Consider the following 14,416-nt stretch of genomic DNA (forward strand, 5'->3'; position numbering starts at 1 on the left):
TCCGCTCGTGGGGATGCGGCTTGCGACGTTGCCACATTACGGGAGCCGTACCCGGCGGAGAGCCGCTGATGAAACACTGCGTTCACACTCAATCCCACATCATGGGAAGCGAGTTGTGGGCGGGTGCGAGGCCGTGGCAGGCTGCAGCCGTCACCACCGACGAGCTGAAGGGAGCACCGCCATGGCCGGCCGCCGCACCGCGACCCCCGCCCGCACCGCTCCGGTCCTGCTCGCCCTCACGCTGCGCCGTCACATCGACCTGGCCCGCGTGTCCAGCGCCGCCTGTCGCTGACCCCCGCACCACCCCTTTTCTCTTTCCCCTCTCTCCGCGCCCCGCGCCCCGCCGCGCCGCAGCCCCGTGCCGTGCGCGCCCTCCGCACGGGGACACCCCGCCGCGCGCCCCGCCGGCTTCCGCCGCTTCGCCGATCCTCGGGAAGACTCCATGACGCCTGCCGTCCTGCCCCGGACCCTCTGGTTCACCCGCTGTCCCGTCCCCACCGCCACCGGCATCGCCGCCGACCGGCAGTGGCTCACCGACGAGTTCGCCGCCGACGGCATCTCCGTACGCTCCCTCCAGGAGGCCGCCCCGGACGCCGACCGCGCCGCGCACTACACCCACGCCCTGCCCGGCCTCTTCCGCGAGGGCGGCAACGTCCCCGCCCTGTGGGCCCGTTCACGGGGCGAGCACACCCGACTGATCGGACTCACCTGGATCGAGGAGCGGCAGACCGTCCTGGTGGCACCCGGATCCGGCATCCGGGGCGCCGAAGCGCTGCGCGGGCTGCGGCTCGCCGTGCCGAAGCACGACATCGCCATCGACTTCTGGCGCGCCATGGCGCTGCGCGGCTTCGAGGGGGCGCTCGCCTCCGCCGGACTCGCCCTGGACGACGCCTCGCTCGTCGACGTGCCCGCCGACGGGCACGAGGGCCAGTGGGCGGCCGAACTGGCCGCGCTGCGCCGCGGCGACGTCGACGCCGTGTACGTCAAGGGCGCGCTGGCCGTCGAGGCGGCGCGCCGGGCCGGAGCCGAGGTGGCCGTCGAACTCGACGACCTGCCCGACCGGCGGTTCCGCGTCAACAACGGCACCCCGCGCCCCATCACCGTCCACCAGCGGCTCCTCGACGACCGCCCCGACCTCGTCGACCGCTTCCTCGGCGTGCTGCTGCGGGCGGCCGACTGGGCCGCGGGACAGCCCGGCGAGGTCGCCCGCATCCTCGGCGCCGAGACCGGGGCGGGCGCCGACGGAGTCGCCGGCGCCTACCGGCCCGGCACCCATCTGACCCTCCACCCCGACCTGTCCGCCGACCGTCTCGCCCTGCTCGCGGCACAGGAGGCCGGGCTGCGCGCCCACGGCTTCCTGCCCGAGCCCGTCGACGTCGCGGCCTGGGCCGACCCCGAGCCGCTGCGCCGCGCAGCCGCACTGGCCCGCCGAACCTCCGCCCCTCCGAGTCCAGAGGAACCCGCATCATGAACCTCCCCCGACCACTGCGTACGACAGCCGTTCCGGCGCTCCTCACGGTCACCGCGCTCGTCGCCCTCACCGCCTGCGGCACGTCCGAGGCCGACAGCGGCGCAGCGGGCTCCGGCGGCAAGGGCACCGTGACCGTCCGCATCCCCGACCCCGGCAACTCCGGGGTGCTCGCCCTCGGCAAGAAGGACGGCAGCCTCGACAAGGCCCTGTCCAAGGCCGGGGCCAAGGTGGCGTGGACCGGCAGCGCCGGACCGTTCGCCCCGGCCGCCCAGGCGATGAACGCGGACCAGCTGGACATCGCCACGGGCTCCATCACCTCCGGCATCACCTCGCTCGCCCAGCGCCCCGGCTTCAAGTTCTTCACCGCGGTCGACCCGGACGCCGCGGGCGAGGGCATCCTCGTCAGGAACGGCTCGGGGATCGGCTCGGTGGCCGATCTGGTCGGGAAGAAGGTCGCCGTCAACCAGGGCGGCACCGGTGAGTACCTGCTGCTCAAGGCCCTCGCCAAGGCCGGCATCCCGGCCGACAAGGTCACCCGGGTCTATCTGCGACCCGACCAGACAGCGGCGGTCTTCAACGCCGGCAAGGTCGACGCCTGGGCCGTCTGGGCGACGTACGCCGTCGCCGAGATCGGCAGCGGCAAGGCGCACTTCGTCGCCGACGGCGCCGCGATCGGCTCCGACAACTACAGCCTCAACGCCGTCCGGACGAAGTTCGCCGAGCAGCACCCGAAGGTCGTGAAGGCCCTCTACCAGTACCTCCACGAGGCCAGCGCCAAGGAGAAGCAGAACCCGGCCGCGTACCTCAACGTGTTCACGGACGTCGGCCCGACCGCTGTGACCGGAAAGGCCAAGGAGGTCCAGACGGAGTTCACCGCCAAGGGCGGCACCGTGGACCCCGTGGGTCCCGAGGACATCGAACGCTTCAAGGCGGTCGCCGCGTTCTACGCCGAGCAGAAGGTCACCAAGGACCGGGTCGACGTCACCGCCCACCTGCTCGACGTCGGGAAACTGACATGAGCGACACCGCCGCGGCCCCCGGCAGGGTCCGCCGGGGCGGCCCCGGGACCGGTGACACCACCGCCCCGCCCGCCGGGCTCGTCCGCCCCCGACCCCAGCTCCGCAGGGCCCGCGGCCGGGGCTACGCGCTGACCGTCCGCACGATCGGCCCGGTCGCCCTGCTCGCCCTGTGGTGGGCGGCCTCGGCCACCGGACTCCTCACCCCCGACGTCCTGGCATCGCCCGCCGAAGTGGGCCGCGCGGTAGGGGAGCTGTGGGGGAACGGGCAGCTGCCCGACGCCCTGACCACCTCCCTCACGCGCTCCGGTCTGGGCCTCCTGATCGGACTCGCCGCCGGACTCACCCTCGGCATCACCACCGGATTCACCCGCCTCGGGGACGAACTCCTCGACTCCTCGCTCCAGACCCTGCGCACTATCCCCTTCCTCTCCCTGGTGCCGCTGTTCATGGTCTGGTTCGGGATCAACGAGACGGCGAAGATCCTCCTCATCGCCGTCGCCACCACCTTCCCGATGTACGTGTCCACATCGAGCGGCGTACGCAACACCGACCCGAAACTCGTCGAGGCCATGCGGAGCTTCGGCATGGGGCGACTCGCCCTCGTACGCGAAGTGGTCCTGCCCGGCGCGCTGCCGTCCCTGCTCGCCGGACTGCGCCTGTCGATGACACTCAGCGTCATCGCCCTGATCGCCGCCGAGGAGATCAACGCCACCGCCGGCATCGGCTATCTGATGTCCCAGGCCCAGAGCTACGCCCGCACCGACATCCTCGCCGTCTGCATCCTCGTCTACGGGCTCCTCGGACTGACCGCCGACATCCTCGTGCGGCTCCTGGAGCGTCTGCTGATGCCGTGGCGCAACCACCGCGGAGCCGCCCGATGACCGCTACGACCTCCACGCCCGCTGTACAAGTACGCGGACTGCGAAGGGTGTTCGGCGAGCGTGCCGTCCTCGACGGTCTGCGGCTCGACATCGCCCGGGGCGAGTTCGTCGCCCTGCTCGGCGCCAGCGGCAGCGGGAAGACCACGCTGCTGCGCATCCTCGGAGCGCTCGACGGCGCCGACGGGGGAGAGGTGCTGGTCCCCGAGGCCCGCACCATCGTCTTCCAGGAGCCCCGGCTCGTCCCCTCGAAGAAGGTCCTCGCCAACGTCACGGTCGCGCTGCCCCGCAGCCGCTCGGCACACGGGCTGCGGGCCCTGGCCGAAGTCGGCCTGGAGCGGCACGCCGAGGCCTGGCCCGCCACCCTCTCGGGAGGCGAGGCCCAGCGCGTCGCACTCGCCAGGGCGCTGGTCCGGGAACCCGAACTCCTCCTGCTCGACGAGCCGTTCGCCGCACTCGACGCCCTGACCCGGCTGAAAATGCAGGACCTGGTCGGCGAGCTGTGCCGCCGCCACCGGCCCGCCGTCCTGCTGGTCACCCATGACGTCGACGAGGCCGTACGGCTGGCCGACCGGGTCGCCGTCCTGCGTGACGGCTGGCTCGTCACCGACGAGACCGTCGAGGTCGCACGGCCGCGCGATCCCGGTGACCCCGCCTTCGCCGCACTGCGCCGGCGCCTCCTCGCCGATCTCGGCGTCGAAACCCCTCCCGCACCCTCCCGTCCGTCCCCCGACCGAGCCGAAGCCGGAGTGATCTGAATGACCCTCACCATCGGTGTCCACAGCAGCAACCCGTCCCTCTACCACCTGTACCACCTCTCCCGGCTGGGCTTCGCCCAGGAGGAGCTGGCCCCGCTCGGCGAGACCGTCGTCTTCCACCCGTACACCAACGGGGTGGGCACCGGAGAGCTCCTGACCCGGGGCGTCATCGACTTCGGCGGCACCGGGTCCACCCCGCCCGTCACCGCCCAGGCGGCCGGGCACGACATCGTCTACACCGCGGTCTCCGCCCCGCGCCCCGAGCACGGCGCCCTCCTCGTCGCCGAGGACAGTCCCGTGCGTACGGTCGCCGGACTCAAGGGCTCGACCGTGCACCTGGCGATCGGTTCCTGGCAGACCCACCTGATCGCCAAGGCGCTCGACGACGCCGGGCTGTCCTACGCCGAGGACATCACCGCCGTCCGCTCCACCGCGGACAGCGAACAGCTGCTGCGCACCGGCGAGATCGCCGCCTGGGTCGCCCAGGGCGCCGAACTGGCGGCCGCCCGGCGCACCGGCGGACTGCGGACCCTGGTTCGTACCGGCGACGTCATCAGCGACCGCTCCGTCTTCTTCGCCCGCCGCGACCTCGCCGAATCCCGGCCCGAGGTGATCGAGGCGCTGACCCGGGCGCTGCGCCGGGCCGACGAGTGGGCCGCGGCCCACCCCCGGCAGGCGGCCGAGATCGCCGCCGCCGACCTCGGCGGCTCGGCCGACGACTGGGAGACCGCGCTCGCCTCGCTGCCGTGGACGATCGAGCCCGTCACCGACGCGTTCATCGCCGAGCAGCAGGAGGCCGCCGACATCTTCCACCGCACCGGGTTCATCGACCGGCCGGTCACCGTGGCCCACGCCCGTGCGCGTACCGCTGCCGACAAGGCGGCATGACGACATGGCGACCGAAGTCCTCTGGTACATCATTCCGCGCGAGGGCGCCTACCCCTGGGAGCCCGCGGGCCGGCGCCCCGTCGACCTCGGTTATCTCGCGCAGCTGGCCGGAACGGTCGAACGGCTCGGCTACAGCGGCGCGCTCCTCGCCACCGACCTGTACGACGTCTGGCCGCTGGGCAGCGCGCTGGCCGCCTCGACGAGTACCCGTTTCAAGCCCCTGCTCGCCGTCCACCCGGGGCTCATCGCACCGACGCTGCTCGCCAAGATGGCGCTCAGTTTCGACACCCTCTTCGGCGGCCGGCTGCGCTTCAACGTGGTCAACGGCTCCACGAAGTCGCTCCAGGAGTACGGACTCCACGTGGAGCACGACGAACGGTACGAGCTGAGCGCGGAGTACTGGTCGATCGTGAAGCGGCTGACGGCCGGCGAGGTCTTCGACCACAAGGGCCGCTTCTACGACCTGAAGAACGCCGGGGCCTCCTTCCGCGAGCTGAAGCCGGTCCAGGACGGGCACATCCCGCTCTGGTTCGGCGGCTCGTCCGACCCCGGCATCGAGATGGCGGCCGAGCACGTCGACGTCTTCCTGACCTGGGGCGAGCCGCCGCACCTGCTGAAGGAGAAGCTGGAGAAGGTCCGGGCGAGGGCCGCCGCGTACGGCCGCACGCTCCGGATCGGACTGCGGCTGCACCTGATCGTCCGGGACACCGAGGACGAGGCCTGGGCGGCGGCGGACCGGCTGCTCGACGTCACCAGCGACGCGACGTACGCCCGCCGGCTCGGCGACCGGGCGGGCGAGGACGGGGTCGGCTGGCAGCGGCAGTTCCGCCAGCACGGCGGAAAGGTCCCCGCGCACGCCCGTGAGCTGGAGGTCCACCCCAACATGTGGCCGGGCATGAGCCTCTTCCGGCCGGGCCCCGGCACCGCGGTGGTGGGATCGACGGCTCAGGTCGTCGAGCGGCTCAAGGAGTTCGAGGACCTGGGCGTCGACACCTTCATCCTCTCAGGGAACCCGCTGCTGGAGGAGGCGTACCGGGTGGCGGAGACCGTGCTGCCGGCCCTGGGGGTCACGCGCTGAGGGGTCGCGCGGTCACAGGTGGCAGTGCACAGGCTGTGTTGCGCACCATGAATTGCGCAGTCTGGACTGCGCAAGTTAATCTGCGTACATGGATGAGGAGACCAGCACCCCCGACGGCGTGTCCGAGTCGGCTGTCCGCGCGGCGCACGATGTCCGCGTGGTCTACAGCCGGCTCAGGCGGCGCATGCGCGAGACGTACGACCCCGGCGACCTCACCCCGACCCAGACGTCGGTCCTCAGCCGGCTGGACAAGGACGGCGAGGCGTCGGTCACGGACCTGGCGGCCGCCGAACGCGTCCGGCACCAGTCGGTGGCCGCCACCGTCGGCATCCTGGTGGAACGCGGCCTGGTGGCCCGCCGCCCCGACCCCGAGGACGGCCGCCGTCAACTGGTCTTCGTGACCGACAGCGGCCACGTGTTCCTGGAGGACCGGCGGCGGGCCGGGGAGGGCTGGCTCACCCGCGCCCTCCAGGACGGGTGCACGGAGGAGGAGCGCCGCCTCCTGATCGAGGCGGCGGCCCTGCTGGAACGGGTCGTCCGCTCGTGAGCGGAAGCCCGGTCCGCGTTCTGCGCCGGCTGCGCCCCGGCGGGGCCAAGGGGGCGGCGGGCGGCTTCGACCGGCGGCTGCTGGCCCCGATGATGCTGGGGGCGGTGCTCAACCCGGTCAACTCCTCCATCATCTCGGTCTCGCTGGTGCCGATCGGCGCGGCCTTCGGCGCCCCGCCCTCCGAAACGGCGTGGCTCATCTCCTCCCTCTACCTGGCCACCTCCATAGGGCAGCCGGTCGTGGGACGGCTGATCGACCTCTTCGGGCCCCGCCGGCTGTTCCTGGCCGGCACCGCGCTGACCGGCATAGCCGGGGTCGTCGGCATGCTCGCCCCGAACCTGGGCGTGCTCGTCGCCGCGCGCGTCCTCCTCGGCTTCGGCACCTGCTCCGGCTATCCGGCGGCGATGTACCTCATCCGCAGCGAGTCGAAGCGCACCGGGGAGAAGAGCCCCGCCGGGGTACTCACCGCCCTCGCCGTCACCACCCAGACCATCGCCGTCATCGGCCCCGGCCTCGGCGGGCTCCTGATCGGAGCCAGCGGCTGGCGCGCGACCCTGGCCGTCAACATCCCGCTCGCCCTGGCCGGTCTGTACCTCGGGACCCGCCGCATCCCCGCGACCCCCGCCACCCGCCGGGACGACGGCCACCACCCCGTGAGCGACCTGGACCTGCCGGGCATGGGGCTGTTCGCCTCGGCGCTGGTCTGCCTGCTGCTGTTCCTCATGAACCCCGGCGGCGGCGACTGGTACCTGCTGGTCCTGACCGCCGCCGCGGGGGCGGGCTTCACCTGGCGCGAGCTGCGTGCACGGCAGCCCTTCATCGACGTACGCGTGCTGGGCGGCAATCTGCCGCTCCTCGCCACGTACACCAGGACGCTGCTCTGCTACGTCGTCACCTACGCCTTCCTGTACGGCTACACGCAGTGGACGGAGGAGGGGCGCGGCCTCTCCCCGTCCCAGGCCGGGCTGGTGCAGCTCCCGCTGTTCGCCACCGCGATCGTCGTGTCCACCCTCACCGGTCGGCGCCAGGCGGTCCGCGGCAAGCTCCTGGTCGGCGCCACCGGCCAGATCATCGCCTGCGCCCTGCTGTTCCTCCTGAACGACCACAGCCCCCTGTGGATGCTCCTGATGGTCGTGATCGTCCTGGGTGTCCCGCAGGGGCTCAACAACCTCGCTCTGCAGAACTCCGTCTTCCACCAGGCCGACGGCGAACGCATGGGATCCTCCGCCGGGCTGCTGCGCACCTTCGGCTACCTGGGCGCCATCATCGCCTCCGCCGCCAGTGGCAGCTTCTTCGGCGAGCGCGCCGACACCGGTGGTCTGCACCACCTCGCCGCCTTCATGATCGCCGTCAGCGTGCTGTTCCTCGTGGTGACCCTCGCCGACCGCTCGCTGCGCCGCATCGGCGACGCCGCCCCGGACGAGACCCCGGCGGCAACCCGAACCGACCCTCCCTCCGCAACCAAGGACGAACGATGACCAACTCCGCCCTGCTCGTGATGGACGTCCAGAAGTCGATCACCGGGCGCCTCCCCGGCGACGTCGCCGGGTTCACGCCGCGCCTCGCCCGCGCCGTCGCCGCGGCCCGGTCGGCCGGCGTCCCCGTGGTGTTCGTCGTCGTCGGCCTGCGCCCCGGCCACCCGGAGACGAAGTCCAGCCCGCGCTTCAGCGCCCTGCCCGACGGGGCCTTCACCGCCGGCGACCCCGGGGCCGCCATCGACCCCGCCGTCGAGCCCCTTCCCGGCGAGTGCGTCGTCACCAAGAAGCGCGTGAGCGCCTTCACGGGCAGCGACCTGGAGCTCGTGCTGCGCGGCGCGGCCGTCGACCACCTGGTCCTCACCGGCATCGCCACCAGCGGTGTCGTCCTGTCCACCCTGCGCCAGGCCGCCGACCTCGACTACCGGCTCACCGTCCTGGCCGACGGCTGCGCCGACGCCGATCCCGAGGTCCACCGGGTCCTGACGGAGAAGGTCTTTCCGCGCCAGGCCGATGTCACCACCGTCGACGACTGGATCGCGGGCCTGGGCTGACCCGCGCACACTCGGCGGCGCGGGTCAGCAGGCACTGCGGTTGTCAGTGCCCGGTGCGAGACTCGAAGGGTCAGGAAGGCCTGCCGGCCGGGAACGGGACCACCGAAGGAGCGCACGATGCTCACCACCCGTTTTGTTGACGGAGCCCCCAACTGGATGGATCTCGGCACCCCGGATCTCGAAGGGGCCACGGCCTTCTACACCGCGCTTCTCGGCTGGGACTACGAGGCCGGCGGCCCCGAGACCGGCGGCTACGGGATGTTCATGCTGGACGGGAAGACGGTCGGCGGCGCGATGACGGTCACCGAGGAGCAGGCGAAGCCGTCCTGGTCGGTGTACTTCCGGTCGGCGGACGTCGACGCCACCGCGCAGGCCGTGGAGAAGGCGGGCGGTGCGGCACCGTTCGCACCGATGGACGTCCTGGACTACGGCCGGATGGGCGGATTCACCGACCGGGCCGGGGCGTATTTCGGCGTCTGGCAGCCCAGGCAGAATCCGGGGCTCGGCGTCGTGACCGCCCCGGGCAGTCTCTGCTGGGCCGAGCTCTACACCCCGGACGTGCCGGCCGCGGCCGCGTTCTACGACATGGTCTTCGGCTGGGAGACCGCCCAGATGCCCTATCCGGGCGGCGGCGGCGCGTACACGATCATCAGGACCGCGGGCGGCGGTGAGGACGCCTCCTTCGGCGGCCTCGTCCCGCTCGACGCCGTGCCCGTCCGGGCCGCCGCCGGGACCCACTGGCTGCCGTACATCGAGGTGGACGACTGCGATGCCACGGTGGCGGCGGTCGAGCGGCTGGGCGGCAAGCTGACGCTGGAACCGCTGGAGATGGAGGGCGTGGGCACCTTCGCCAACGTCGCGGATCCCTACGGTGCCGCCTTCGCCGTGATCAAGAGCGCGCAGGCGCCGGCCGGCTGATCTCGGGCCGCGCGTCAGGCCGATCCCGAAGCCGCCCGTCCGGCCTCGCCCAGCGGATTGATGAATCGTTGATCAGTCGTTTATCGCGGCAGGGCACTGTGTGCCGCATGCTGATCAACACCGCGACCGACCCCGCTCTCGCCTGGCAGGAGACAGCGCTGTGCGCACAGACGGGGCCCGAGTTCTTCTTCCCCGCCCCGGGCAGCTCCACGCGTGAGGCCAAGCAACTGTGCAACGCCTGCGAGGGCCGGCTGGCCTGCCTGGAGTACGCGCTCGACAACGACGAGCGCTTCGGTGTGTGGGGAGGCCTCTCCGAGAAGGAGCGCGACCGGCTCCGCAGAGTCGACCGCGACCGGGCCTGAGCCTCCTGCCCACTCCCGCTGAATCCCGGCAACTCCCACTGGTTCCCGCCGGCTCCCGCGCGAGCGGGAGTCAGGACGGGATGGTGAACGTGTCGCCGTACATCTTCCAGGTCAGCGGCGGTTCCAGGCCCAGGTTCGCGTGCTCCAGGAAGTACCGCTGGGCGGTGTCGATGCGCGAGGTGTCCTGCTGGTTCTTCTTCGACTTCATCACTTCGCGGGCGGCGTCCAGGAAGACGTTCAGATACGCCGACTCGTTGCCGCCCCCCGTGACCGTGTCCGCCCGGGCCATGGCCACCTTCCGGATGCCGTAGAAGCCGTCCTCCTCGGCCCCCGGCCCCTGGAGCACCATGGCGTCGAAGTAGACGAACTGGCCGAGCGTGCCCAGGCCGTCCAGCTTCGCCTGCCGGACCGCGGGTTCGAAGTACTGCTGGTCCCGGACCCGGTCCTGGGCCGCGCGGAACGCCGGATCCTCGGCCGACTTCTTCCAGGCGGCCGTGAAACCGGGGTCCAGCCCCTCGTGCGACGCCGATCCGTCGACCTTGCGCAGCGCCGGGACGAACGGTGCCAGCGGACTGTCCGGATGAGCGCCGGTGAACGACTCGACGAACGCGAGCATGTCGTGCGTCCCGGAGCAGAAGCCGATGATCCCGGCGTTGTACCCGGTGCCGTCGCCGTTGTCCTCGATGGAGGCGTACTGGCTGCGCCAGTCAAGGGTCGAACCCTCGGCGCTGGCCAGCAGCTTCCAGGCGACCTCGCGCATCTTCGGCGCGGCCAGCCCCGGCGGCATCGCCGCGACCCGGGCGTCCTCCTCCGCGCGTTCCGCGTCGTCCGCCCCTTCCGCCTCGTCGCCGGAGGCGGAGTCGTCGGACGCCGTGGCCGCTGCCGTGGGTGAGCTCTTGGGCAGCGCGGAGTTGCCGCCGCCGTTGAAGAGCAGGGCAGCGGCGATCGCTATCGGCGCGCCGATCAGAACAACACGGGTCACAGGTTTCACCGGCACAGAGTACGGTCCGCACATCTCTGGGGAGGGATCGCCCCCGCACGGCACAATCGCCCCATGACCGATGCCCTGCTGAACGCCCTCGACCCCCTTCCGTATCCGCAGCGCATGCGTGAACTCGCGTCACAGGCGCGCGCTTTGTCCGCATCGGGGCGACTGCGTGACGTTCTGGACGATCTGGACGAGGGCGATGCCTACGAGCGGGGGACCGCCGTCGTGGCGGCGGCCGTCGGGGGCGACCGGGAGTGGATCGGCGCCCACCTCGCCGACCCGGACCCCTTCGTGCAGGGGCACGCGCTGCGGGTCGCGCGCAGCCTCGGCGTCCCGGACGAGGCGTACGCCGCCTCCCTGGACGATGTGCCGCGCGGGGCACGCCGCCGGCTGCTCCGGGCCGTCGTCTCCGACGGGCGGACCGCGCTCGCGGACCGGCTCGCCGACGAGGTCCGGGCGAGCTGGGGCGACGCGGACGTCACCGTGCTGCTGCCGGGGTGCTCGGCGGCGACCGCGGCCCGGCTGCTGCCCGAGCTCCTGTACGCGGTGCACGGCTGGGGCGGACTCGGCAGCCGGCACCCCGGGCTCCTCCTCGACGCCTTCGAGGGGCAGCTGGCGGAGCTGTCCGCACCGCACCGGGCCGAGTGGTGGCGGCGCTACGCCCCCGGTGTCGCCGCCACCGCCGACGCCCTCCCCGACCGGGTGCTCGACCTGCTCGACCGCTTCGCTCCGGCCGACCTGCCGGCACCGCTGGCCGACCGGCTCGGAACGCTCGCCGCCGCCGGCCCCGCCCGGGTCGTCCGGCTCCTGCTGCGCCCGGAGGCCCGGCCGGTGCTGCGGGGCGCGGCGCTGAGCAGAAGCCTCCTGTACCGGCTGGCCCGCACCGCCCCCGAGGGACTCGTCGTGGAGCTCGGGCGGGCCATGGCGGGGGACTCCGCGGGGCTCTCCCGGCTGCTCGCCGCACTCCCGCCGGGCCGACGCGGCTCCTTCCACACATCCGTCACGGCCGGACGCGGACCGGGGCGGCGCGTCACCGTGGACGCCGTGATCCTCGACGCGCTGCCGCGCAGTTGCGTCGCCGACGAGGCACGGCGCATGGCGGAACGCGCGGCCGGGCACGGCGCCGACTGGAGCACCGTGCTGCTCGCGGAGTCGTATCTGCCGGTCCCCGAGGTACGCGAACGGCTGCTGGCCGCCACCCGCAGGCCCGCGGCCGAGGACCGGGCGCGGGCGTGGCCGCTGCTGATCCGCAACGCCGGGCGGGCCGGCACCGCGGACGCGGTCGCGGAGGTGCTCACCGACATGGAGCGCCTGCGCAACGAACAGGACCCGGTCCGCTCGGCCGCCCTCCACGCCCTGGCGGCCCTCCCGGCGGCCCTCTTCACCGACGCCGCGGAACCCGCCCTGGAGCGGATCACCGCCGACGCCGTCGAGGCCCGGGACTCCTCGCACGCCACCCGGCAGGCCCTGACCACCCTCGCGCTGCGCCTGCTCCGCGAGCACGCCGCCACGGGACAGCGCGCCCTGGTCAACCGGGCCCTGCGCACCCTGGTCCGGATCTCGGGGAACACCGGCGGAGCGGACTTCGGACGGCTCGACCGCTCCCTGCGGCGGGGCCAGGAGACCGAGGTGTTCGAGGCGCTGCGGCCCTGGCTGGAGGCGGGGGCCGACAAGGCCGACTACGGGCTCGTGTTCGCACTGACCAGGGCGCTCGGCCGCCGTGCGGCCGGCCTGCCCGAGCTGCAGGACCTCCTGTGGCAGGCGGTCTGCTACGGCGAGAACCACGCCGCACGGACCGCGGTCGCCCTGTGGCTGGAGCCGGTCGGCGGGCGGAGCGGGCGGGTGGAACGGATTCTGGCCGTCGACCCCTCCGCCGGAGCCCTGCCCGAGGTGCTGCGGGTGCTCACCGGCTGCCGCACCGACCTGCTGGACCCGTACCTCGGCGATCCGCCGCCGTACGGCCGGTTCCTCCCGCACGGCACGGCGTGGCATGTCGCACCCGGACGCGAGGTCCGCCGCTGGGTGCCGCGTCAGCGGCGTGCGGCACTGCGGGCGCTGGAGCGGACGGCCCGGGACGGGAAGCTCCCGCTGTACACCCGCGCCGCGGCGATCGCGGACATGGCCCGCATCCCCTCGGCCGGTGCCCGGGCGGTGCTCGGCTGGACCGGCTCGGAGGACGTCGTGCTCGCGGAGGCCGCCCTCACGGCCCTCGGCGGGACGGACCGGGCACCGGACGTCCTGGCGGAGCTGCTCGCGTACAGCGGGGGCGACCGGGCCCGGGTCGCGGTCTTCGCCGCCGGCCGCGCCTCGCAGGACGTCCGCCCCTCGGCGCTCGGCCCCCTGCTGAGGGAACGTCTCGCCCCCGGCACCGGCAAGGTGACCGGCCGCAAGGAAGCGGTGCGGCTCGCCGCGACCCGGCTGCCCCGGCCGCAGGCCGCCGAGCTGGTGGCCGAGGCGTACGCGATGCCCGACCAGCACCCCGACGTGCGGGCCGTGTGCGTGGCCTGCGGCATCGGGCTGCTCGGCGACGAGCGGATGTGGGAGATGATGAGCGACGCGGCCACGGGAGCCACGGTGCTGCGCACCGCCGTCCTGCGGGTGCGGCCCATCGACCTGCCCGCGCCGCACCGGCCCCGCTACGGACGGCTGGTGCGTGAGGTGTGCGGGACGCACGACGAGGAGCTCGCCGCGGCGGCCCACGCCGTGGTGGCCCACTGGGTGCCGTGGGCGCCGGGCGCCTGCGATGCGCTGGTGGCCGCGACGACGGACCTCGCCCGCCGCCGCTCCTGGCGGTCGGCCGCCGACGCACTGGTCACCGCCGCGCCCGCCACCGCGGAGGCCGCGCAGGCCCTCATGCGGGCGCTGCGCACCCTCGCCGACGCCGTGGCGATGGACGACGCGGGCAGCGAACGCGACCGGCCGGGCCGGCAGCGGGTCGTCCACCTCGCGCACCGGCTCGCCGCGGCGGCCGGGGCACGGGCCGGTGACGCGCTGCGGCCCGTCCTGGTCACCGCGGGCGAACTGCTGGCCCGGCACCGGGACCACGTACCGCAGGCAGCGGAGCTGCTGGTCAGGGCCGTCGATCCGGAGGAGGGGGCCGAGGCGCTGTACGCCGCGCTGGACCGGCTCGCCCGGCTGCATGACGGCCGGCCGGTGCTCGCCGCCCGCACGGCGGGCGTGCTCGGCACGCGGATCCGGCCCTCGCAGCACGAGGACGGCGCGGGGACCCTGCTGGCGGTCGTGGTCCGGCTCGCCGAGCACGGGGGCCCCGGTCACGGTCACCTGGCCGTGCAGCTCACCGCGGTGGCCGGCGGGCAGGCGGGCTGGAGCGGGGAGTGGCGGACCCAGCTCAGACTGCTGCGCCGCCACCCGGACGCGGATGTGCGCGATGCCGCCTACGCGGAGGTGACGGTGCGCGAATGACCGCCGCGCGGGCCGGACGCAGGGCCGCGGCGGGGTGCGGAACGGGGACGTACGCGG

At 73.5% G+C, this 14,416-nt stretch carries 14 protein-coding genes; 13 read left to right on the forward strand and 1 reads right to left on the reverse strand.

Annotated features, from left to right (window positions below; all coding sequences use genetic code 11):
- The first annotated feature begins 181 nt into the window (after positions 1-181).
- The 12 genes from OG408_RS34550 (at position 182) to OG408_RS34605 (ending at position 9,948) form a co-directional block, all read left to right on the forward strand.
- Entirely contained in the window at positions 182-292 is a 111-nt protein-coding gene (locus OG408_RS34550) for a putative leader peptide (RefSeq protein WP_323178034.1), read from the forward strand.
- Positions 293-442: 150 nt separating this feature from the next.
- Positions 443-1,471 carry an ABC transporter substrate-binding protein gene (locus tag OG408_RS34555; protein WP_326673624.1) on the forward strand — a complete coding sequence of 343 codons (1,029 nt, stop codon included), beginning with the start codon at positions 443-445 and terminating at the stop codon, positions 1,469-1,471.
- Complete coding sequence (locus tag OG408_RS34560; protein WP_326673625.1) at positions 1,468-2,490, forward strand: NrtA/SsuA/CpmA family ABC transporter substrate-binding protein; 1,023 nt, start codon at positions 1,468-1,470, stop codon at positions 2,488-2,490. The genes OG408_RS34555 and OG408_RS34560 overlap by 4 nt, the downstream gene beginning before the upstream one ends.
- Positions 2,487-3,371, forward strand: a complete 885-nt coding sequence (locus tag OG408_RS34565; protein WP_266785424.1) for an ABC transporter permease — start codon at positions 2,487-2,489, stop codon at positions 3,369-3,371. The genes OG408_RS34560 and OG408_RS34565 overlap by 4 nt, the downstream gene beginning before the upstream one ends.
- Entirely contained in the window at positions 3,368-4,126 is a 759-nt protein-coding gene (locus OG408_RS34570) for an ABC transporter ATP-binding protein (RefSeq protein WP_326673626.1), read from the forward strand. Before OG408_RS34565 ends, OG408_RS34570 begins: the two co-directional genes overlap by 4 nt.
- Positions 4,127-5,014, forward strand: coding sequence for an ABC transporter substrate-binding protein (locus OG408_RS34575; RefSeq protein WP_326673627.1), 888 nt, complete (start codon positions 4,127-4,129; stop codon positions 5,012-5,014). It abuts the gene before it with no gap.
- Positions 5,015-5,018: 4 nt separating this feature from the next.
- Complete coding sequence (locus OG408_RS34580; protein ID WP_266785430.1) at positions 5,019-6,092, forward strand: LLM class flavin-dependent oxidoreductase; 1,074 nt, start codon at positions 5,019-5,021, stop codon at positions 6,090-6,092.
- A gap of 88 nt (positions 6,093-6,180) precedes the next feature.
- Complete coding sequence (locus OG408_RS34585) at positions 6,181-6,639, forward strand: MarR family winged helix-turn-helix transcriptional regulator (RefSeq protein WP_266785432.1); 459 nt, start codon at positions 6,181-6,183, stop codon at positions 6,637-6,639.
- Positions 6,636-8,117, forward strand: a complete 1,482-nt coding sequence (locus tag OG408_RS34590; protein ID WP_326673628.1) for an MFS transporter — start codon at positions 6,636-6,638, stop codon at positions 8,115-8,117. The genes OG408_RS34585 and OG408_RS34590 overlap by 4 nt, the downstream gene beginning before the upstream one ends.
- On the forward strand, positions 8,114-8,668 hold the full coding sequence (locus tag OG408_RS34595) for a cysteine hydrolase family protein (RefSeq protein WP_326673629.1): 555 nt from the start codon (positions 8,114-8,116) through the stop codon (positions 8,666-8,668). The genes OG408_RS34590 and OG408_RS34595 overlap by 4 nt, the downstream gene beginning before the upstream one ends.
- Before the next feature lie 117 nt (positions 8,669-8,785).
- A complete protein-coding gene (locus OG408_RS34600) occupies positions 8,786-9,586 on the forward strand; it encodes a VOC family protein (protein ID WP_285564239.1) in 801 nt (266 codons plus the stop codon).
- Between the two features lie 107 nt (positions 9,587-9,693).
- A complete protein-coding gene (locus tag OG408_RS34605) occupies positions 9,694-9,948 on the forward strand; it encodes a WhiB family transcriptional regulator (RefSeq protein ID WP_219568402.1) in 255 nt (84 codons plus the stop codon).
- A 70-nt stretch (positions 9,949-10,018) separates the two neighbouring features.
- On the opposite strand, the gene OG408_RS34610 is transcribed toward OG408_RS34605, so the two are convergent.
- Positions 10,019-10,930 carry a chitosanase gene (locus OG408_RS34610; RefSeq protein WP_326674636.1) on the reverse strand — a complete coding sequence of 304 codons (912 nt, stop codon included), beginning with the start codon at positions 10,928-10,930 and terminating at the stop codon, positions 10,019-10,021.
- A gap of 72 nt (positions 10,931-11,002) precedes the next feature.
- Between OG408_RS34610 and OG408_RS34615 the strand changes: the two genes are divergently transcribed.
- Complete coding sequence (locus OG408_RS34615) at positions 11,003-14,359, forward strand: hypothetical protein (protein WP_326673630.1); 3,357 nt, start codon at positions 11,003-11,005, stop codon at positions 14,357-14,359.
- Positions 14,360-14,416: the final 57 nt, after the last annotated feature.

Source organism: Streptomyces sp. NBC_01257 (genome assembly GCF_035917255.1).
Taxonomy (GTDB): Bacteria; Actinomycetota; Actinomycetes; order Streptomycetales; family Streptomycetaceae; genus Streptomyces.

Bases quoted from the DNA above. Each gene is read 5' to 3' on its own strand.
- OG408_RS34615 (WP_326673630.1), top strand. From the start codon at position 11,003: ATGACCGATGCCCTGCTGAACGCCCTCGACCCCCTTCCGTATCCGCAG.
- OG408_RS34555 (WP_326673624.1), top strand. From the start codon at position 443: ATGACGCCTGCCGTCCTGCCCCGGACCCTCTGGTTCACCCGCTGTCCC.
- OG408_RS34560 (WP_326673625.1), top strand. From the start codon at position 1,468: ATGAACCTCCCCCGACCACTGCGTACGACAGCCGTTCCGGCGCTCCTC.
- OG408_RS34605 (WP_219568402.1), top strand. From the start codon at position 9,694: ATGCTGATCAACACCGCGACCGACCCCGCTCTCGCCTGGCAGGAGACA.
- OG408_RS34575 (WP_326673627.1), top strand. From the start codon at position 4,127: ATGACCCTCACCATCGGTGTCCACAGCAGCAACCCGTCCCTCTACCAC.
- OG408_RS34595 (WP_326673629.1), top strand. From the start codon at position 8,114: ATGACCAACTCCGCCCTGCTCGTGATGGACGTCCAGAAGTCGATCACC.
- OG408_RS34585 (WP_266785432.1), top strand. From the start codon at position 6,181: ATGGATGAGGAGACCAGCACCCCCGACGGCGTGTCCGAGTCGGCTGTC.
- OG408_RS34565 (WP_266785424.1), top strand. From the start codon at position 2,487: ATGAGCGACACCGCCGCGGCCCCCGGCAGGGTCCGCCGGGGCGGCCCC.
- OG408_RS34550 (WP_323178034.1), top strand. From the start codon at position 182: ATGGCCGGCCGCCGCACCGCGACCCCCGCCCGCACCGCTCCGGTCCTG.
- OG408_RS34580 (WP_266785430.1), top strand. From the start codon at position 5,019: ATGGCGACCGAAGTCCTCTGGTACATCATTCCGCGCGAGGGCGCCTAC.
- OG408_RS34600 (WP_285564239.1), top strand. From the start codon at position 8,786: ATGCTCACCACCCGTTTTGTTGACGGAGCCCCCAACTGGATGGATCTC.
- OG408_RS34570 (WP_326673626.1), top strand. From the start codon at position 3,368: ATGACCGCTACGACCTCCACGCCCGCTGTACAAGTACGCGGACTGCGA.